Genomic DNA, 13,728 nt, shown 5'->3' with positions numbered 1-13,728 from the left:
TGAGGTGGCCGACGCCGTGAAGGACGCCACCCCGCGAGCAAGGACCAGCTGATCGACGCCGCCCAGCACTCGGGCGCCTCCCGGGACGTGGTCGCGGCACTGCGCGGGATCCCGGCGGAGCGCTACGCCAATCGCGACGAGGTGACCCGGTCGGTGCGTGGGGACCCGCACTCCGACCAGGGTCTGAGCCCCGCGCAGCGAGCCGAGCAGTCCCGCGCGGGCGGCAAGCCGGGCCAGTCCCAGCATCTGCGGGAGGTGCCGAAGACGCCCCTCCAGGAGGAACTGGACCGCTGACCTGCCGGAACGACCCACTCGCTCTGATGTCCACGGCACCGGGCCCCAGCTCCGGCATCACGGCGCCGCCCGGCCGCCCGGGGCCTTCCCGGGGCGCTTGACGGCCTGCCCGATGATCACCGTCTCGGCGCCGTCGACGCCCAGGGCGCCCAGGTCGCGGGTGAGGAAGCGGTACAGGTGCTGCAGGTCGCGCATCCAGACGGCGGCCTGGAGGTTGGCGGTGCCCGTGGTCGCGAACGCGCCGTGCACCGCGGGGTGCGCGGCGAGTGCGCGCCCGGCCGCGTCCAGCCGGTCGGGGGCGACGCGCAGCATGACGTTGGCGTCGATCGGCAGCCCGAGCCGCTCGGGGGCGACCACGACATGCGTGCGCAGCCGGCCGCTCGCGGCGAGCCGGGCGATACGGCGGCGCACGGTGGACTCCGGATGCCCGGTGCGCGCGGCGACGGCGGCGGCGGGCGCGCGGGCGTCGTCCTCCAGAGCGGCGAGGAGGTCGAGGTCGACCTGGTCGGGAGTGCCGGAGACGGGGGCCGGTGCCGGGGTGAGAGCCGAGCGTTCGGCCGCTGTCAGGACGTCGTGCCGCCAGTGGGCGGCCTCGGAGAAGACGTGCAGGATCGTGTCGGCGGTGACCGAGGTGACCGCGCGTGTCGCGGGCAGTTCGCGGAACACCAGGTGGTCGCGGCTGCCGGGCCGGGTCCAGGAGACGGCGAGGATCTCGTCGCCGGACGCGGACAGGTCGACGTAGGGGATGTCCGGGCGGGCCGCGAGCGCGGCGGCGAGGGCGTCGCGCTTGCCGCCGAGGACGCGGATGCGCAGCAGCAGGGCGCCGGCCGGGTCGGGGCGCGGTGGCAGCGCGATCACCCGGCACGCACCCTCGGCCATCAGGGCCTGCCACCGCCGGTGGACGGTGCGCGCGCTCATCCCCAGCACCTCGCCGGCCCGTTCGGCGGTGAGCCGGCCGTCGCACTGCAGGGCGGCCACCAGCCGCTGATCGCGTTCGTCGAGTACGACATCCGCCATGTCAGGGCTCATGATTGTCAGTATCGCTCAACGATGAGGCCGCGAACGTACGGGTTCGCCCGGGCTGCCGCAGGATCGTGGCGACGGGACAGCGCCACGACACCCACGGGAGCCCTGATGACGTACACAGCCCTGCTCGACGGGATGACCGCCGCCGCGCACGAGGCCGGCGAGCTGCTCAGGACCGCTCCGCGGCCCGCCCCGGCCGCGGACTTCGCCGGTTTCGCCGCGGCCTTCGCGGCTGCGGAGGAGGCCCCGGCCGCGGTGCTGCGCCGCCGCCTGGACCGGCTGCGGCCGGGGGTGGCGTGGACGGAGGAGCTGGACAGCCTCGCCGCCGTGCCGGCGCGGGGCGAGGTGTGGATCGTCGACGTCATCGACGGGGCGGTGCAGTACATGCAAGGACTCCCGCAGTTCTGCGTGAGCCTGGCCCTGGTGCGCGACGCGGAGCCCGTGGCGGCGGTTCTGCACGCGCCGCTGCTGAGGGAGACCTACCGCGCCGCGCTCGGGCAGGGCGCGACGCGCGACGGCCGCCCGATCGGCCCGTCGGCCAAGGCGGACCCGGCGGCCGCGGTCGTGGCGACCAGCCAGCCGCCGTTCGTCGCGCGGCAGCCGGGGGTGGCGGGGGCGGCGGGCCGGTCGCTCACCGCCGTCCTGCCGCACGTGGCGGCCGTGCGCAACCTCGGGCCCACGTCCTGGCAGATCGCCGACACCGCCGCCGGGCGCCTGGACGCGTTCTGGCAGTACGGCCGCGACGACACCAATCTGCTGCCGGGGGCGCTGATCGCGCGCGAGGCGGGCGCGAGGGTCTCCGACACGGACGGCGGGCCGTGGGCGGCGGGCGCCGGCGGCTTCCTGGTGGCGGGGGCCTGGCTGCACGGATGGCTGCGCGAGACGCTGGAGGGGGCGTGACCGAAAACCGTTCCCCGCGCACACGCGTTCGAGGAGGAGTGGCTAAGATCGCCGGCGGCATCGCGTGCCGGTCACCGGCCGGGTGAGGCATGGAGGTGTCGGGAGATGCCTGTTGGAGGCATTCCTTGTCCATCGAGTTGAATCACACCATCGTCCACGCACGGGACAACCACGAGTCCGCCGAGTTCTTCGCGGAACTGCTGGGGCTGGAGATCGCCGGGGAGTGGGGCCCGTTCGTCGCGGTCCAGCTCGCCAACGGCGTCACGCTGGACTTCGCCACCGCGCCGGCGGAGCGGATCACGCCGCAGCACTACGCCTTCCTCGTCTCCGAGAAGGAGTTCGACGCGGCGTACGCGAAGATCACCGAGCGCGGCATCGAGCACTGGGCCGATCCGCACCAGCGCCACCCGGGCACGATCAACCACAACGACGGCGGCCGCGGGGTGTACTTCCTGGACCCCGCGGGCCACGCCATGGAGCTGATCACCGTCCCTTACGGCGGATGGCCGTCGCAGTGACCGGCGCCTAGTCGGTCACCAGCGCCAGTGTGAAGCCGTCGTAGCCCTTCTCCCCGACGGTCTGCACAGTCGTCGCCGTCAGCCGCGGGTGGGCGGCGACGAGCTCGGTGAAGCGGCGCACGCCCTGCACGCGCGGATCCGTGCTGTCGGCATCGGTGACGGCCCCTTCGCGTACGACGTTGTCGCCGACGATGACGCTGCCGGGGCGGGTCAGCTTCAGGGCCCACTGGAGGTAGTCGGGGTTGGAGGGCTTGTCGGCGTCGATGAAGACGAGGTCGAAGGGGCCGGCGCCCTCCGCCGCGAGCCGGGGCAGGGTGTCCAGGGCCTTGCCGAGGCGGATGTCGACGACGTCCTCAAGGCCGGCACGGGCCACGTTGGCGGCGGCGAGTGCGGCGCACTGCTCGTCCACCTCCAGGGTCACCACGCGTCCGCCGGCGGGCAGCGCGCGGGCCAGCCAGATGGTGCTGTAGCCGGCCAGGGTGCCGATCTCCAGGACGGTGCGGGCTCCGCTCATCCGGGCGAGCAGATGCAGCAACTTGCCCTGGTTGGGAGCCACTTGAATGGCCGGCAGCCGCGCGGCGTCCGCGTCGGCCACGGCAGCGCGCAGGGCGGCGTCCTCCTCGACGAGCAACTCGTTGAAGTAGGCGTCGACAGCGGTCCACGTCTCCTGCGGCACGGCGGGCTCCCCGATGACTCGAACGAGTGAGTTTTCAAAGGGAACTTACTACACGGCAGTCCCGGGATCGACTCCGGGCGAGGAGCGGGCGCAAAAGGCCGGGCCGGCCACGAGGGCCGGCCCGGCGGGAGCTGGTGCGATCAGACCAGGTCGAACCGGTCGAGGTTCATGACCTTGTCCCAGGCGGCGACGAAGTCCTTGACGAACTTCTCCTTCGCGTCGTCGCTCGCGTAGACCTCCGCGAGCGCGCGCAGCTCGGAGTTCGAGCCGAAGACCAGGTCGGCGCGGCTGCCGGCCCACTTCAGCTCGCCCGTGGCCGCGTCCCGGCCCTCGAACGTGGTCTGGTCCTCGCTGGTCGACTTCCACGTCGTACCGAGGTCCAGCAGGTTGACGAAGAAGTCGTTCGTCAGAGCACCCGGCGTCTTGGTGAAGACACCGAGCTGCGACTGCTGGTGGTTGGCGCCCAGCACGCGCAGGCCGCCGACGAGGACCGTCATCTCCGGGGCGCTCAGGGTGAGCAGGTTGGCCCGGTCCAGCAGCAGGTACTCGGCCGGCAGGCGGTTGCCCTTGCCGAGGTAGTTGCGGAAGCCGTCCGCGGTCGGCTCCAGCGCCTCGAACGACTCGACGTCGGTGTGCTCCTCGGTCGCGTCGACGCGGCCCGGGGTGAAGGGCACCTCGATGTCGAAGCCGGCGTCCTTCGCGGCCTTCTCCACGGCGGCGCAGCCGCCGAGCACGATCAGGTCGGCCAGGGACACCTTGCGGGCACCGGTGTTGAACTCCTGCTGGATGCCCTCAAGGGTGCGCAGCACCAGCGCGCGCTGGTCGGGGTCGTTGACCTCCCAGCCGCGCTGCGGGGCGAGGCGGATGCGGGCGCCGTTGGCGCCGCCGCGCTTGTCGCTGCCGCGGAAGGTCGAGGCCGACGCCCAGGCGGTGGAGACCAGCTGGGAGACCGTCAGACCGGAGTCGAGGAGCTTGGCCTTCAGGGCCGCGATGTCGGCGGCGCCGATCGGCTCGCCCTCGGCCTCGGGCAGCGGGTCCTGCCAGATCAGCGTCTCCTCCGGGACCTCCGGGCCGAGGTACAGCGACTTCGGGCCCATGTCACGGTGGGTCAGCTTGTACCAGGCGCGGGCGAAGGCGTCCGCGAACTCCTGCGGGTTCTCGTAGAACCGGCGGGAGATCGGCTCGTAGATCGGGTCGAAGCGCAGCGACAGGTCGGTGGTGAGCATCGTCGGGCGGTGCTTCTTCGACGGGTCGTGCGCGTCCGGGACGATCTCCGGGGCGTCCTTGGCCACCCACTGCTTCGCGCCGGCCGGGGACTCGGTCAGCTCGTACTCGTACTCGAACAGGTTCTTGAAGAACCCGTTGCTCCACTGCGTCGGGGTGGTGGTCCAGGTGACCTCCAGACCCGAGGTGATGGTGTCCGCGCCCTTGCCGGTGCCGTAGGTGGACTTCCAGCCCAGGCCCTGCTCCTCCAGGGAGGCGGCCTCGGGGTCGTTGCCGACATGGTCGGCCGGGCCGGCGCCGTGGGTCTTGCCGAAGGTGTGGCCGCCGGCGATCAGGGCGACGGTCTCCTCGTCATTCATCGCCATGCGGCGGAACGTCTCGCGGATGTCGCGGGCCGCGGCGAGCGGGTCCGGGTTGCCGTTCGGGCCCTCGGGGTTGACGTAGATCAGACCCATCTGGACCGCGCCGAGCGGGTTCTCCAGCTCGCGGTCGCCGCTGTAGCGCTCGTCGCCGAGCCAGGTCGTCTCGGGACCCCAGTAGACGTCCTCCTCGGGCTCCCACACGTCGGCGCGGCCGCCGCCGAAGCCGAACGTCTCGAAGCCCATGGACTCCAGCGCCACGTTGCCGGCGAGGATCATCAGGTCGGCCCAGGACAGGCTCTTGCCGTACTTCTTCTTCACCGGCCACAGCAGGCGGCGGGCCTTGTCCAGGTTGGCGTTGTCCGGCCAGCTGTTGAGCGGCGCGAAGCGCTGCTGGCCGGCGCCGGCGCCGCCGCGGCCGTCGCTGATGCGGTAGGTGCCGGCGCTGTGCCAGGCCATACGGATGATCAGCGGGCCGTAGTGACCGAAGTCGGCGGGCCACCAGTCCTGCGAGGTGGTGAGCACCTCGGCGATGTCCCGCTTCACGGCGGGCAGGTCGAGGCTCTGGAACGCCTCGGCGTAGTCGAAGTCCTCGCCCATCGGGTTGGCGACGGCCGGGTTCTTGGCGAGGATCTTCAGATTGAGCCGCTCAGGCCACCACTGGCGGTTGCCACCGCCCTGCGTAGGGTGCGGTGCGCGCCCGTGCGCGACCGGGCAGCCACCCGCGCCCTCCGTCTTGGGATCGGTGACGATTGCGTCAGGGTTCTCGGACATGCGGATCCTTCCGAACTAAGCGGATCGTGGTGCTTCAACTGCGTGCGGTGGAGCAGTCGGGGCACAGGCCCCAGTAGATGACCTCGGCCTCGTCGATGACGAAACCGTGGTCGTCGGACGCGGTCAGGCAGGGAGCCTCGCCGACCTCGCAGTCCACGTCGGCGACGGTCCCGCAGGAGCGGCACACGACGTGGTGGTGGTTGTCCCCCACGCGCCCCTCGAACCGGGCCGGGCTGCCCGCCGGTTCGATGCGGCGGATGAGGCCGGCCGCGGTGAGCGCGTGCAGGGCTTCGTAGACGGCCTGGACGGAGATGTGACCGACGCGGGCGCGCACACCACCGGCGATCGCCTCGACGTCGAGGTGGTCGCCCGCGCGGACGGTTTCGAGCAGGGCGACGCGGGCTGCCGTGACCCGCAGCCCGGCCCCGCGCAGCTCCTCGGCAACGGTCGGAGTCCGGGAAGCGCTCATGGCGGCAACCTACTCCGTGAGACACGAGACGTACAGTGAAACGAACGATTCAATTTAAGGATTTCGGGAAGTGAGCGTCTTGTCACGCACCGTACCGGACTCGGCGCCGCGGGAGCGGTAGGGTCCTCGGCTCATGGCCTACCGCCGGCCGCCCGGCTCCCAGGAGTGGACCTCCACGGCGGCGTACCGGTCGGCGGCCAGGACCGCGCGGGCGGCTCCGGCGTCCGGCGCGCGCACCAGGGCCGCCGTACCCAGCCACAGGGCGCCGTCGTCGGACAGCAGTGGGCCGTAGGCGACGAGGTCGTCCCGGCCGGGCGGCGGCACGTCCTCGTCGGCCGCCCGTCCGGAGCCGAACCCGAGGACCAGGTACCCGTCATCGTCGACCGGGCCGCCGGGGAACTCCCACATCGTGCGCCCCAGCATGTTGCGCCACCGGCGCAGGAGCACGTCCCGGTAGACACCGGCCCGCTGGTTGGGCTCGTCGAACGCGAACGCCCGGGCGGCGGCCGCGTCGGGCAGGTCGACGATGTGCACGCTGCCGGTGACCACCTCACCGGCGAAGGTGGGGCCGCGCGCGATCAGCTGCTCGTCGTACCCGTCCATGTAGGACCAGTGCTCCTCGGCGAGTTCATGGCGCAGCGGGAGGGAGCCCGGCCGGTCGCGGTGGTGGACGAAGAATTCCATGGCCGCAGTGTTCACCAGGCGTGGCGCGCACGGAATCGGGTTCTCGGGGGCCCCGGCGTCGTCGGGCCCTCGACGTGCGGGAAAATGGTTGCCTGAAGAAACCAGCAGTACCGCGCGAAGGATCCCCCGTTGCCGCACATCACCATCGACCACTCCTCGCAGCTGACCGGCGCCCTCGACCGCGAAACCCTGGTGAAGGAGCTGCATGCGGCCGTGATCGCGCAGTCCGGCTCGGTGGGGGTGTGCAAGACCTTCTTCCGCCCGGCGGAGGCGTACGTCGGCGAAGGGGAGCGCGGGCCGGCGCTCTTCGTGCACGTGGACGTGGGACTGCTGCCCGGCCGTTCCGAGGCGCTCAAGGCCCGGCTCGCCGAGAGCGTGCTGAAGATCGTGGGCAGGCATCTGCGTCTGCCGAAGGACACCTCCGCCGCGGTGGTCCGCTCCGTGGAGGTGCGGGACCTGGCCGAGTCCTATCGCCTCTCGCCCTCCGCCCGAGCGACCGAGGACCTGCGCGCAGCGGGCTGACGGCCGGCGGCGACGCCGTGTGGTGACGTCACGGCTGGGCGCGGTCGGCCGGGGCGGCTGCCGTGATGCGGGAGATCGCCTCGACGGTCAGGGCCCGCCCGTGGGGCTCGACGGCCAGGGCCCGGTGCAGGGTCAGCCCCTCGATCAGCGCGTCGAGCTGGCGGGCGGTGTCCGGGTCGAAGTGCTTCTCCAGGTGGGCGCGGCTGCGCTGCATCCACGCCTGGGTCAGGGTCCGGTAGGCCGGGTCTCGGGCGGCGAGCGTGTACAGCTCCTGGGCGAGGACGAGGTCGCGTCGGCCGCCCTCGGACAGGGCGTGCACCAGGTCGGCGACGGCCTCCAGGGCCTGGTCACGGTCGGCTGCGGCACCCAGGTGCGCGTCGAACAGCTCCGCCATCCGGTCGGTGAAGCGGCCGAAGGCCTCCCGCAGCAGCTGGTCGATGCCCTGGAAGTGGTAGGTCGTCGAGCCCAGCGGGACGCCGGCGCGCGCGGCGATCCTGCGGTGGGAGACCTGGGCGATGCCCTCGTCGGCGATGACGTCGAGGGTCGCGTCGAGGATGCGCGCCCGGCGCTGCGGGTCGGTGTGCCCGGTGGCCATGGCGGTGCGCTCACAGACTCCGGACGACCCGGGCGGGGTTGCCGACGGCGACGCTGTCGGCGGGGACGTCCTTGGTGACGACGGCGCCGGCACCGATGACGGAGTTGTCCCCGATGGTCATGCCCGGCAGGACGATGGCGCCGCCGCCGAGCCACACGTTGTCGCCGATGGTGATCGGCTTGGCGGCCTCCAGCTTGTCGCGCCGGGGTCGCGGCTCCAAGGGGTGGGTGGGCGTGAGCAGTTGGACGTTGGGCCCGATCTGGCAGTCCTCGCCGATGGTGACGGCGGCGACGTCGAGGGCGGTCAGGTTGTAGTTGACGAAGGTGCGCGCGCCGATCGTGATGTTGCTGCCGTAGTCGACGTACAGCGGCGGCCGTACGTGCGCGCCGTCACCGAGGAAGCCGAGGAGTTCGGCGAGGAGCGGCCGGGCGGCTTCGGCGTCCTCGGCGTAGGCGGCCTGGTAGCGGGCGGCCAGGCGCACGGCCTGCTGCTGCCGCAGGGCGATCTCGGGGTCGTCGGCGATGTAGAGGTCGCCCGCGAGCATGCGTTCGAGGTTCGTCCGCGGGTCGTCAGCGAAGTGGTCGACCGTCATGCGTACGACCGTACCCTCCGGAGTGTACGAATGTACGCTCCTCCCCCGACGCCGCCTGAACGGCTCACCGATTCCTCACGTATGTGACATAGGGGTCGATATCGAAGGGGATGAGCCAGATGGCGATCTCGGCACACACCACGCGCAGGGCGCTCGGCACGGGGGCGGCGGCCTTCACGGCGGCCCTGGTCCTGGCGGCCTGTTCCAGCGGGGGCGGCGGCCAGTCCAAGAGCCCGGGCAGTTCCGCCGCGCAGCCCACGGGTTCGGGGACCCGGGTGACCGTCACCGAGACCGAGTACGGGCTGAAGCTGTCCCGATCGTCCTTCACCCCCGGCACCTACACCTTCGTCGCCGACAACGCCGGCCACATCACGCACGCCCTGTCGATCGACGGCCCCGGCGTCGAGGACGCCCGGACCAAGGACATCCAGGGAGGTCAGATGGCCCCGCTGACGGTGACCCTCAAGAAGGGCACGTACGACCTGTACTGCCCGGTGCCCGGGCACAAGGCGCTCGGCATGGACAAGCGCATCGAGGTCGGCTGACGCGGAACGCCCCCTCGGCCTGATGCGAAGGGGCGTTCCGGGGACGGCCGGCGGTGTTCAGACGTCCGCGCGCACCGGGGCCGGCGTCTCGGGCGCCACGTCGGCGAGGTCCCGGCTGCGGGTCTCCTTGGCGCAGACGACCGCGACCACCGTGAGCAGGGCTGCGGCGATGACGTACAGCGCGATCGGTGTGGCGCTGTCGTAGTCGGAGAGCAGGGCGGTGGCGATCAGGGGCGCCGGTGCGCCGGCGGCCACGGACGAGAACTGGGCGCCGATCGAGGCGCCGGAGTAGCGCATCCGGGTCGCGAACATCTCGGAGAAGAAGGCGGCCTGGGGCGCGTACATGGCGCCGTGCAGGATCAGGCCGACGGTGACGGCGAGCAGCAGGCTGCCGAAGCTCTTGCTGTCGATGAGCGCGAAGAACGGGAACATCCACAGGCCGACGCCCACCGCGCCGACGAGGTAGACGGGCCGCCGGCCGATCCGGTCGGACAGGGCGCCCCAGGCGGGGATGACCGCGAAGTGCACGGCCGAGCCGATCAGGACGGCGTTGAGCGCGGTCTGCTTGCTCAGGCCGGCGGAGGTGGTGGCGTAGACGAGGATGAAGGCGGTGATGACGTAGTAGCTGATGTTCTCCGCCATCCGCGCGCCCATGGCGACGAGGATGTCCCGCCAGTGGTCGCGCAACACGGCGAGCAGCGGCATCTTCTCGACGGCGCCGGTCGCCGCCTTGCGCTGCTCGGCCGCGGCGAGGGCGGCCTTGAACAGCGGCGACTCGTCGACCGAGAGCCGGACCCACAGGCCGACGAGCACCAGCAGACCCGACAGCAGGAACGGGATGCGCCATCCCCAGTCGGCGAACGCGTCGTCCGACAGGGTGGCGGTCAGCAGCGACAGCACACCGGTGGCCAGCAACTGCCCGGCGGGCGCCCCGGTCTGCGGCCACGAGGCCCAGAAGCCGCGCCGCCGGGCGTCCCCGTGCTCCGAGACCAGCAGGACGGCGCCGCCCCACTCGCCACCGAGGGCGAAGCCCTGCACCAGCCGCAGGACGGTCAGCAGCACGGGGGCCGCGGTGCCGATCGTCGCGTGGGTGGGCAGCAGCCCGATCGCGAAGGTCGCCCCGCCCATCATCAGCAGGCTCAGCACGAGCAGCTTCTTGCGGCCGAGCCGGTCACCGTAGTGCCCGAACACCAGCGCGCCCAGCGGCCGGGCCGCGAACCCGACGGCGTAGGTCAGGAACGACAGCAGCGTGCCGACGAGCGGGTCGGAGTCGGGGAAGAACAGCTTGTTGAACACCAGCGCGGCGGCCGAGGCGTAGAGGAAGAAGTCGTACCACTCGATGGTGGTGCCGATGAGGCTGGCGGCGACGATGCGCTTGAGGTTCGCGGGCGGTGATGAAGCGGTCGTTCCGGAGGCCATGTGCGCCACTTCCTCGTGTGCGGTGGGGACGGGTACGTTGCTGGCACACCGTAGGAACGCGCAGGTCAGGCGGACATGTGGTGGGGCCCCATAGTTCGGGGACCGCGTATGTGGAGCATGCCTGCCCTCATCGGCGGGCGTAGCCGGACCACAGCGGGCCGCCGACCCGGTCCAGGACCTCCTCGACCGCGGTGACGAAGCGCTGTGGATCGCCCACGGGGCCGAGGACGGCCTCGGCTGCCCCTTCGGTCAGCCTGCCGTGCAGGCCGGGGTCGGCCGCCGCGAGCCGTCGCGACAGCCACTTGCCGCCGCCCAGCCAGTGACCACCGGCCAGCAGGGCCAGTTCCGAGGCTCGTTGCAGCAGGTCGGCGACCAGATACGCCCGCTCGCGCGGATCCGGGCAGCCCCGCAGGTCGTCCAGCGTGTCGGTGAGCGCGTAGCGCCGGTCCTCCAGTTCCGTCGGGGAGGCCGGAGGCGGACCGGCGGCCAGACGCGCCCGCGCCTCGCCCTGCAGCGCCGCGCCGAGCCCGTCCGCATCGGTCAGCAGCAGCCCCTCCGCGCACATGGCCAGCAGCGGCGAGCGACGGGCGGCCGTCTCCCGCTCGGCGAAGGCCCGCCAGTCGGCCTCGGTCTGCACGAACAGTTCCACGGGCCAGCCTCGATGGACGAAGCTCTCGCGGCAGGGGGCCGGTGGTCCGGCGAGCAGGACGACGATGTCCAGGTCGGAGTTCGGGGTGCGCCGCTCGGTCAGCACACTGCCGGCCAGAAACGCGGCACGGGCCTCGGGAAAGCGTGCCCGTACCAGTGCGCGGGCGGTCTCTACATGATCCACCGGCTCATTGTGATGCCGCCTTCCGCACCACGTCACCGGGATTTCGTTCACACGGCCGTCCGCCAGGCCCCCTCGCGAGCGCGGCTCATTCGGGCGGAGCGGGTGCGATCGCGTCCGCACCGGCGGCCAATCGGTGCAGCCGCAGAGCCAGTTGGATCTCCAGGGCGCGGGCGGGGTGCTGCCAGTCGTCGCCGAGGAGGCGGCCGACGCGGTCCAGGCGCTGGGCGACGGTGTTGACGTGGACGTGCAGTTCGTCCTTGGTGCGGGCCGGGCTCATGCCCGAGGCGAAGTAGGCCTCCAGGGTGCGCAGCAGGTCGGTGCCCCGGCGGGCGTCGTAGTCGACGACCTGGCCGATGGTGCGCTCGACGAAGCCGGCGATGTCCCGGTCCCCGGCCAGCAGCAGCCCGAGGAAGCCGAAGTCCTCGGCGGCGGCGCCGTCTCCGGTGCGGCCCAGCAGGCGCAGCGCGTCGAGGCAGCGGCGTCCCTCGGCGTACGCGGCCGCCACCGCCTCCGGATGGGCGGCGAGGTCAGCGACGGGCGCGGAGGCGCCGACGGTGACCGCCTCGTGGACGGCGGTGCCCAGATGGCGGGCGGCGGAGCGGGCCACCGCCATCGCCGTCTCGCCGGGCGGCAGCGGGAGCAGCAGGACCGTGCCGCCGTCGCGGGCGGCGGCCAGGCCCTGCCGGGTGGCGGCCAGGTGGGACGCGGCGGCCCACAGCCGGCGGCGGGCCTCGGCCTCCCGGTCGGCGTCGGCCGCGGGGCCGTCGAGGCGGGCGGCGAGCACCACGTGCGTGGCGTCGAGGTCGGCGCGCAACCTTGACGCGCGCTCGCGCAGCAGGCGTGGGTCGCGGTCACGGACGTCGAGCAGGTCGTCCAGCAGCTCGCCGCGCACCCGCTGTTCGGCCTCGGCGGCGGAGCGTCTGGCCAGCAGCAGCAGGGAGGTGACCATCGCCGCGCGTTCCAGGGTGCGCTGGTCGACCGGGTCCAGGCCGGGGTGACCGCGCAGCACCAGCGCCCCGAGCAGTTCGCCGCCCGCGGCGACCGCGGCGATCCAGTCGTCGCCGTGCCGTACGGCGTGTCCGTCGGCGCGGGAGGCCTCCAGCGCCTTCGCCGGCGCCGCGTCGGCCTCGGCGAACTCGACGGTGCCGGACAGGACCTGGGAGACCGCGGCGGCCACGTCGTGCACCCCGCCGCCGCGCAGGACGAGTTCGGCGAGCCGGTCGTGGACGTCCGAGGCCCGTTCGATGACGGCGCTGCGGTCCTTGATGATCTCGTTGGCCCGCGACAGGTCGGCGAGCGCCGAGCGGGTCTCGGTGAGCAGGTTGGCGGTGTCGATGGCGGCCGCGGCGAGCGCGGCGAACGAGCCGAGCAGGGCGATCTGCTCGCGCTCGAAGACGCGGGCGCGGCGGTCGGCGGCGAACAGCACCCCGATGACGTGCGGGCCGAGCATCAGGGGCACGCCGAGGATGGCGACCAAGCCCTCGTCGCGTACGCCGGTGTCGATGCTGGTGGTGTGCTGGAAGCGGCCGTCCTTGAAGTAGTCGTCGGTGACATAGGGGCGGGCGGTCTGCGCGACCAGGCCGCCGAGGCCCTCGCCCATGCCCAGGCGCAGCTGCTGGAAGCGGGCCGCGACCGAGCCCTCGGTGACCCTCATGTAGGTGTCCCCGCGCTCGGGGTCGTTGAGGCTCAGGTAGGCGACGTCGGTGCCGAGCAGGGAGCGGGCGCGCTGCACGATCGCCTGGAGGACGGCGTCGAGGTCGCGCAGACCCGCGAGGTCGTGGGCGGTCTCGAAGAGCGCGGACAGCTCGGCCTCACGGCGGCGCCGGCCGTCCAGCTCGGCCCGGACCCGCAGGGCGAGCAGCTTGGCGTGCTCCAGGGCGGCGATCCACTCGGCGGGCCGGCCCTCGGCGCGGGCCCGCAGCACCGGCTGCTCGTAGGCGTCGGCGGCAGCGCCGCGGGCGAGCAGTTCGAGGAAGGGCGCCTCGGCGGCGAGCGGCTGCCCCGCGGGAGGGCGGGGCACGTCGTCGGCCCGCTCCTCGCGCCGCCCTCCGAGCTGCCGCGGGAGGTCGTCGGCCGGCTCACCGGCAGGCCGCGGCGCGTCGTCGGCCCGCGGCGCGTCGGGCGGTCCTTCGGCAGGCCGGTGCGGCGCCTCGACCGGTCCTCCCGCAGGCCGGTGTGGCGCGTCGGCCTCCCCGCCGGCCTGCCGGGGTGCCGGGTCGACCGGCCCGGGGCGTCGGCCGGACTGCACGTGATCTCGGGACATGCTCACAGGATTACTCATCACCCGGCCGTCGCGTCA

At 72.9% G+C, this 13,728-nt stretch carries 15 protein-coding genes; 5 read left to right on the top strand and 10 right to left on the bottom strand.

Annotation, left to right across the window (positions count from 1 at the left end; translation table 11 throughout):
* Window positions 1-48: 48 nt before the first annotated feature.
* On the top strand, window positions 49-294 hold the full coding sequence (locus C3489_RS31785; RefSeq protein ID WP_308460831.1) for a DUF2795 domain-containing protein: 246 nt from the start codon (window positions 49-51) through the stop codon (window positions 292-294).
* A 57-nt stretch (window positions 295-351) separates the two neighbouring features.
* Here the strand turns inward: C3489_RS31785 and C3489_RS31780 are convergent, their stop codons facing one another.
* Window positions 352-1,323, bottom strand: a complete 972-nt coding sequence (locus C3489_RS31780) for an AsnC family transcriptional regulator (protein ID WP_103785574.1) — start codon at window positions 1,321-1,323, stop codon at window positions 352-354.
* A 105-nt stretch (window positions 1,324-1,428) separates the two neighbouring features.
* On the opposite strand from C3489_RS31780, the gene C3489_RS31775 reads away from it, so the two are divergent.
* Window positions 1,429-2,220, top strand: coding sequence for an inositol monophosphatase family protein (locus C3489_RS31775; RefSeq protein WP_103785573.1), 792 nt, complete (start codon window positions 1,429-1,431; stop codon window positions 2,218-2,220).
* 125 nt (window positions 2,221-2,345) lie between these two features.
* Window positions 2,346-2,738: a VOC family protein gene (locus tag C3489_RS31770; protein WP_103785572.1), complete on the top strand. Its 393-nt coding sequence runs from the start codon at window positions 2,346-2,348 to the stop codon at window positions 2,736-2,738.
* 7 nt (window positions 2,739-2,745) lie between these two features.
* On the opposite strand, the gene C3489_RS31765 is transcribed toward C3489_RS31770, so the two are convergent.
* The 4 genes from C3489_RS31765 to C3489_RS31750 all read right to left on the bottom strand — a co-directional run bounded on the left by C3489_RS31765 (window position 2,746) and on the right by C3489_RS31750 (window position 6,924).
* Window positions 2,746-3,414: an O-methyltransferase gene (locus C3489_RS31765; protein WP_103785571.1), complete on the bottom strand. Its 669-nt coding sequence runs from the start codon at window positions 3,412-3,414 to the stop codon at window positions 2,746-2,748.
* Between the two features lie 140 nt (window positions 3,415-3,554).
* Complete coding sequence (gene katG / locus C3489_RS31760) at window positions 3,555-5,771, bottom strand: catalase/peroxidase HPI (protein WP_103785570.1); 2,217 nt, start codon at window positions 5,769-5,771, stop codon at window positions 3,555-3,557.
* A gap of 34 nt (window positions 5,772-5,805) precedes the next feature.
* A complete protein-coding gene (locus tag C3489_RS31755) occupies window positions 5,806-6,240 on the bottom strand; it encodes a Fur family transcriptional regulator (protein WP_103785569.1) in 435 nt (144 codons plus the stop codon).
* A gap of 138 nt (window positions 6,241-6,378) precedes the next feature.
* Window positions 6,379-6,924, bottom strand: coding sequence for a YciI family protein (locus C3489_RS31750; protein WP_103785568.1), 546 nt, complete (start codon window positions 6,922-6,924; stop codon window positions 6,379-6,381).
* Window positions 6,925-7,053: 129 nt separating this feature from the next.
* Here C3489_RS31750 and C3489_RS31745 point away from each other — a divergent pair, with 129 nt between their 5' ends.
* Window positions 7,054-7,446 (top strand): 5-carboxymethyl-2-hydroxymuconate Delta-isomerase, encoded by a 393-nt coding sequence (locus C3489_RS31745; RefSeq protein WP_103785567.1) that lies wholly within the window; start codon window positions 7,054-7,056, stop codon window positions 7,444-7,446.
* Window positions 7,447-7,474: 28 nt separating this feature from the next.
* Here C3489_RS31745 and C3489_RS31740 read toward each other — a convergent pair whose 3' ends face one another.
* Together C3489_RS31740 and C3489_RS31735 are read right to left on the bottom strand one after the other, a co-directional pair.
* Entirely contained in the window at window positions 7,475-8,041 is a 567-nt protein-coding gene (locus C3489_RS31740) for a TetR/AcrR family transcriptional regulator (protein WP_103785566.1), read from the bottom strand.
* Window positions 8,042-8,051: 10 nt separating this feature from the next.
* Window positions 8,052-8,633, bottom strand: coding sequence for a sugar O-acetyltransferase (locus tag C3489_RS31735; RefSeq protein ID WP_103785565.1), 582 nt, complete (start codon window positions 8,631-8,633; stop codon window positions 8,052-8,054).
* Window positions 8,634-8,752: 119 nt separating this feature from the next.
* Between C3489_RS31735 and C3489_RS31725 the strand changes: the two genes are divergently transcribed.
* Window positions 8,753-9,178 (top strand): plastocyanin/azurin family copper-binding protein, encoded by a 426-nt coding sequence (locus C3489_RS31725; RefSeq protein WP_219822000.1) that lies wholly within the window; start codon window positions 8,753-8,755, stop codon window positions 9,176-9,178.
* A gap of 57 nt (window positions 9,179-9,235) precedes the next feature.
* On the opposite strand, the gene C3489_RS31720 is transcribed toward C3489_RS31725, so the two are convergent.
* From C3489_RS31720 to C3489_RS31710, 3 genes are all read right to left on the bottom strand, one after another.
* A complete protein-coding gene (locus tag C3489_RS31720; protein ID WP_103785562.1) occupies window positions 9,236-10,597 on the bottom strand; it encodes an MFS transporter in 1,362 nt (453 codons plus the stop codon).
* 127 nt (window positions 10,598-10,724) lie between these two features.
* A complete protein-coding gene (locus C3489_RS31715; protein WP_103785561.1) occupies window positions 10,725-11,429 on the bottom strand; it encodes a nucleotidyltransferase domain-containing protein in 705 nt (234 codons plus the stop codon).
* An 85-nt stretch (window positions 11,430-11,514) separates the two neighbouring features.
* Window positions 11,515-13,692 carry a GAF domain-containing protein gene (locus C3489_RS31710; protein ID WP_258055042.1) on the bottom strand — a complete coding sequence of 726 codons (2,178 nt, stop codon included), beginning with the start codon at window positions 13,690-13,692 and terminating at the stop codon, window positions 11,515-11,517.
* Between the last annotated feature and the right edge of the window lie 36 nt (window positions 13,693-13,728).

Origin of the sequence: Streptomyces sp. Ru71 (assembly GCF_002920535.1) — a bacterium.
Taxonomy (GTDB): domain Bacteria; phylum Actinomycetota; class Actinomycetes; order Streptomycetales; family Streptomycetaceae; genus Streptomyces.
This window is presented reverse-complemented; position numbering and strand designations above follow the sequence as displayed.

Bases quoted from the DNA above. Each gene is read 5' to 3' on its own strand.
- C3489_RS31750 (WP_103785568.1), bottom strand. From the start codon at position 6,924: ATGGAATTCTTCGTCCACCACCGCGACCGGCCGGGCTCCCTCCCGCTG.
- C3489_RS31710 (WP_258055042.1), bottom strand. From the start codon at position 13,692: ATGTCCCGAGATCACGTGCAGTCCGGCCGACGCCCCGGGCCGGTCGAC.
- C3489_RS31725 (WP_219822000.1), top strand. From the start codon at position 8,753: ATGGCGATCTCGGCACACACCACGCGCAGGGCGCTCGGCACGGGGGCG.
- C3489_RS31755 (WP_103785569.1), bottom strand. From the start codon at position 6,240: ATGAGCGCTTCCCGGACTCCGACCGTTGCCGAGGAGCTGCGCGGGGCC.
- C3489_RS31780 (WP_103785574.1), bottom strand. From the start codon at position 1,323: ATGAGCCCTGACATGGCGGATGTCGTACTCGACGAACGCGATCAGCGG.
- katG (WP_103785570.1), bottom strand. From the start codon at position 5,771: ATGTCCGAGAACCCTGACGCAATCGTCACCGATCCCAAGACGGAGGGC.
- C3489_RS31775 (WP_103785573.1), top strand. From the start codon at position 1,429: ATGACGTACACAGCCCTGCTCGACGGGATGACCGCCGCCGCGCACGAG.
- C3489_RS31740 (WP_103785566.1), bottom strand. From the start codon at position 8,041: ATGGCCACCGGGCACACCGACCCGCAGCGCCGGGCGCGCATCCTCGAC.
- C3489_RS31735 (WP_103785565.1), bottom strand. From the start codon at position 8,633: ATGACGGTCGACCACTTCGCTGACGACCCGCGGACGAACCTCGAACGC.
- C3489_RS31720 (WP_103785562.1), bottom strand. From the start codon at position 10,597: ATGGCCTCCGGAACGACCGCTTCATCACCGCCCGCGAACCTCAAGCGC.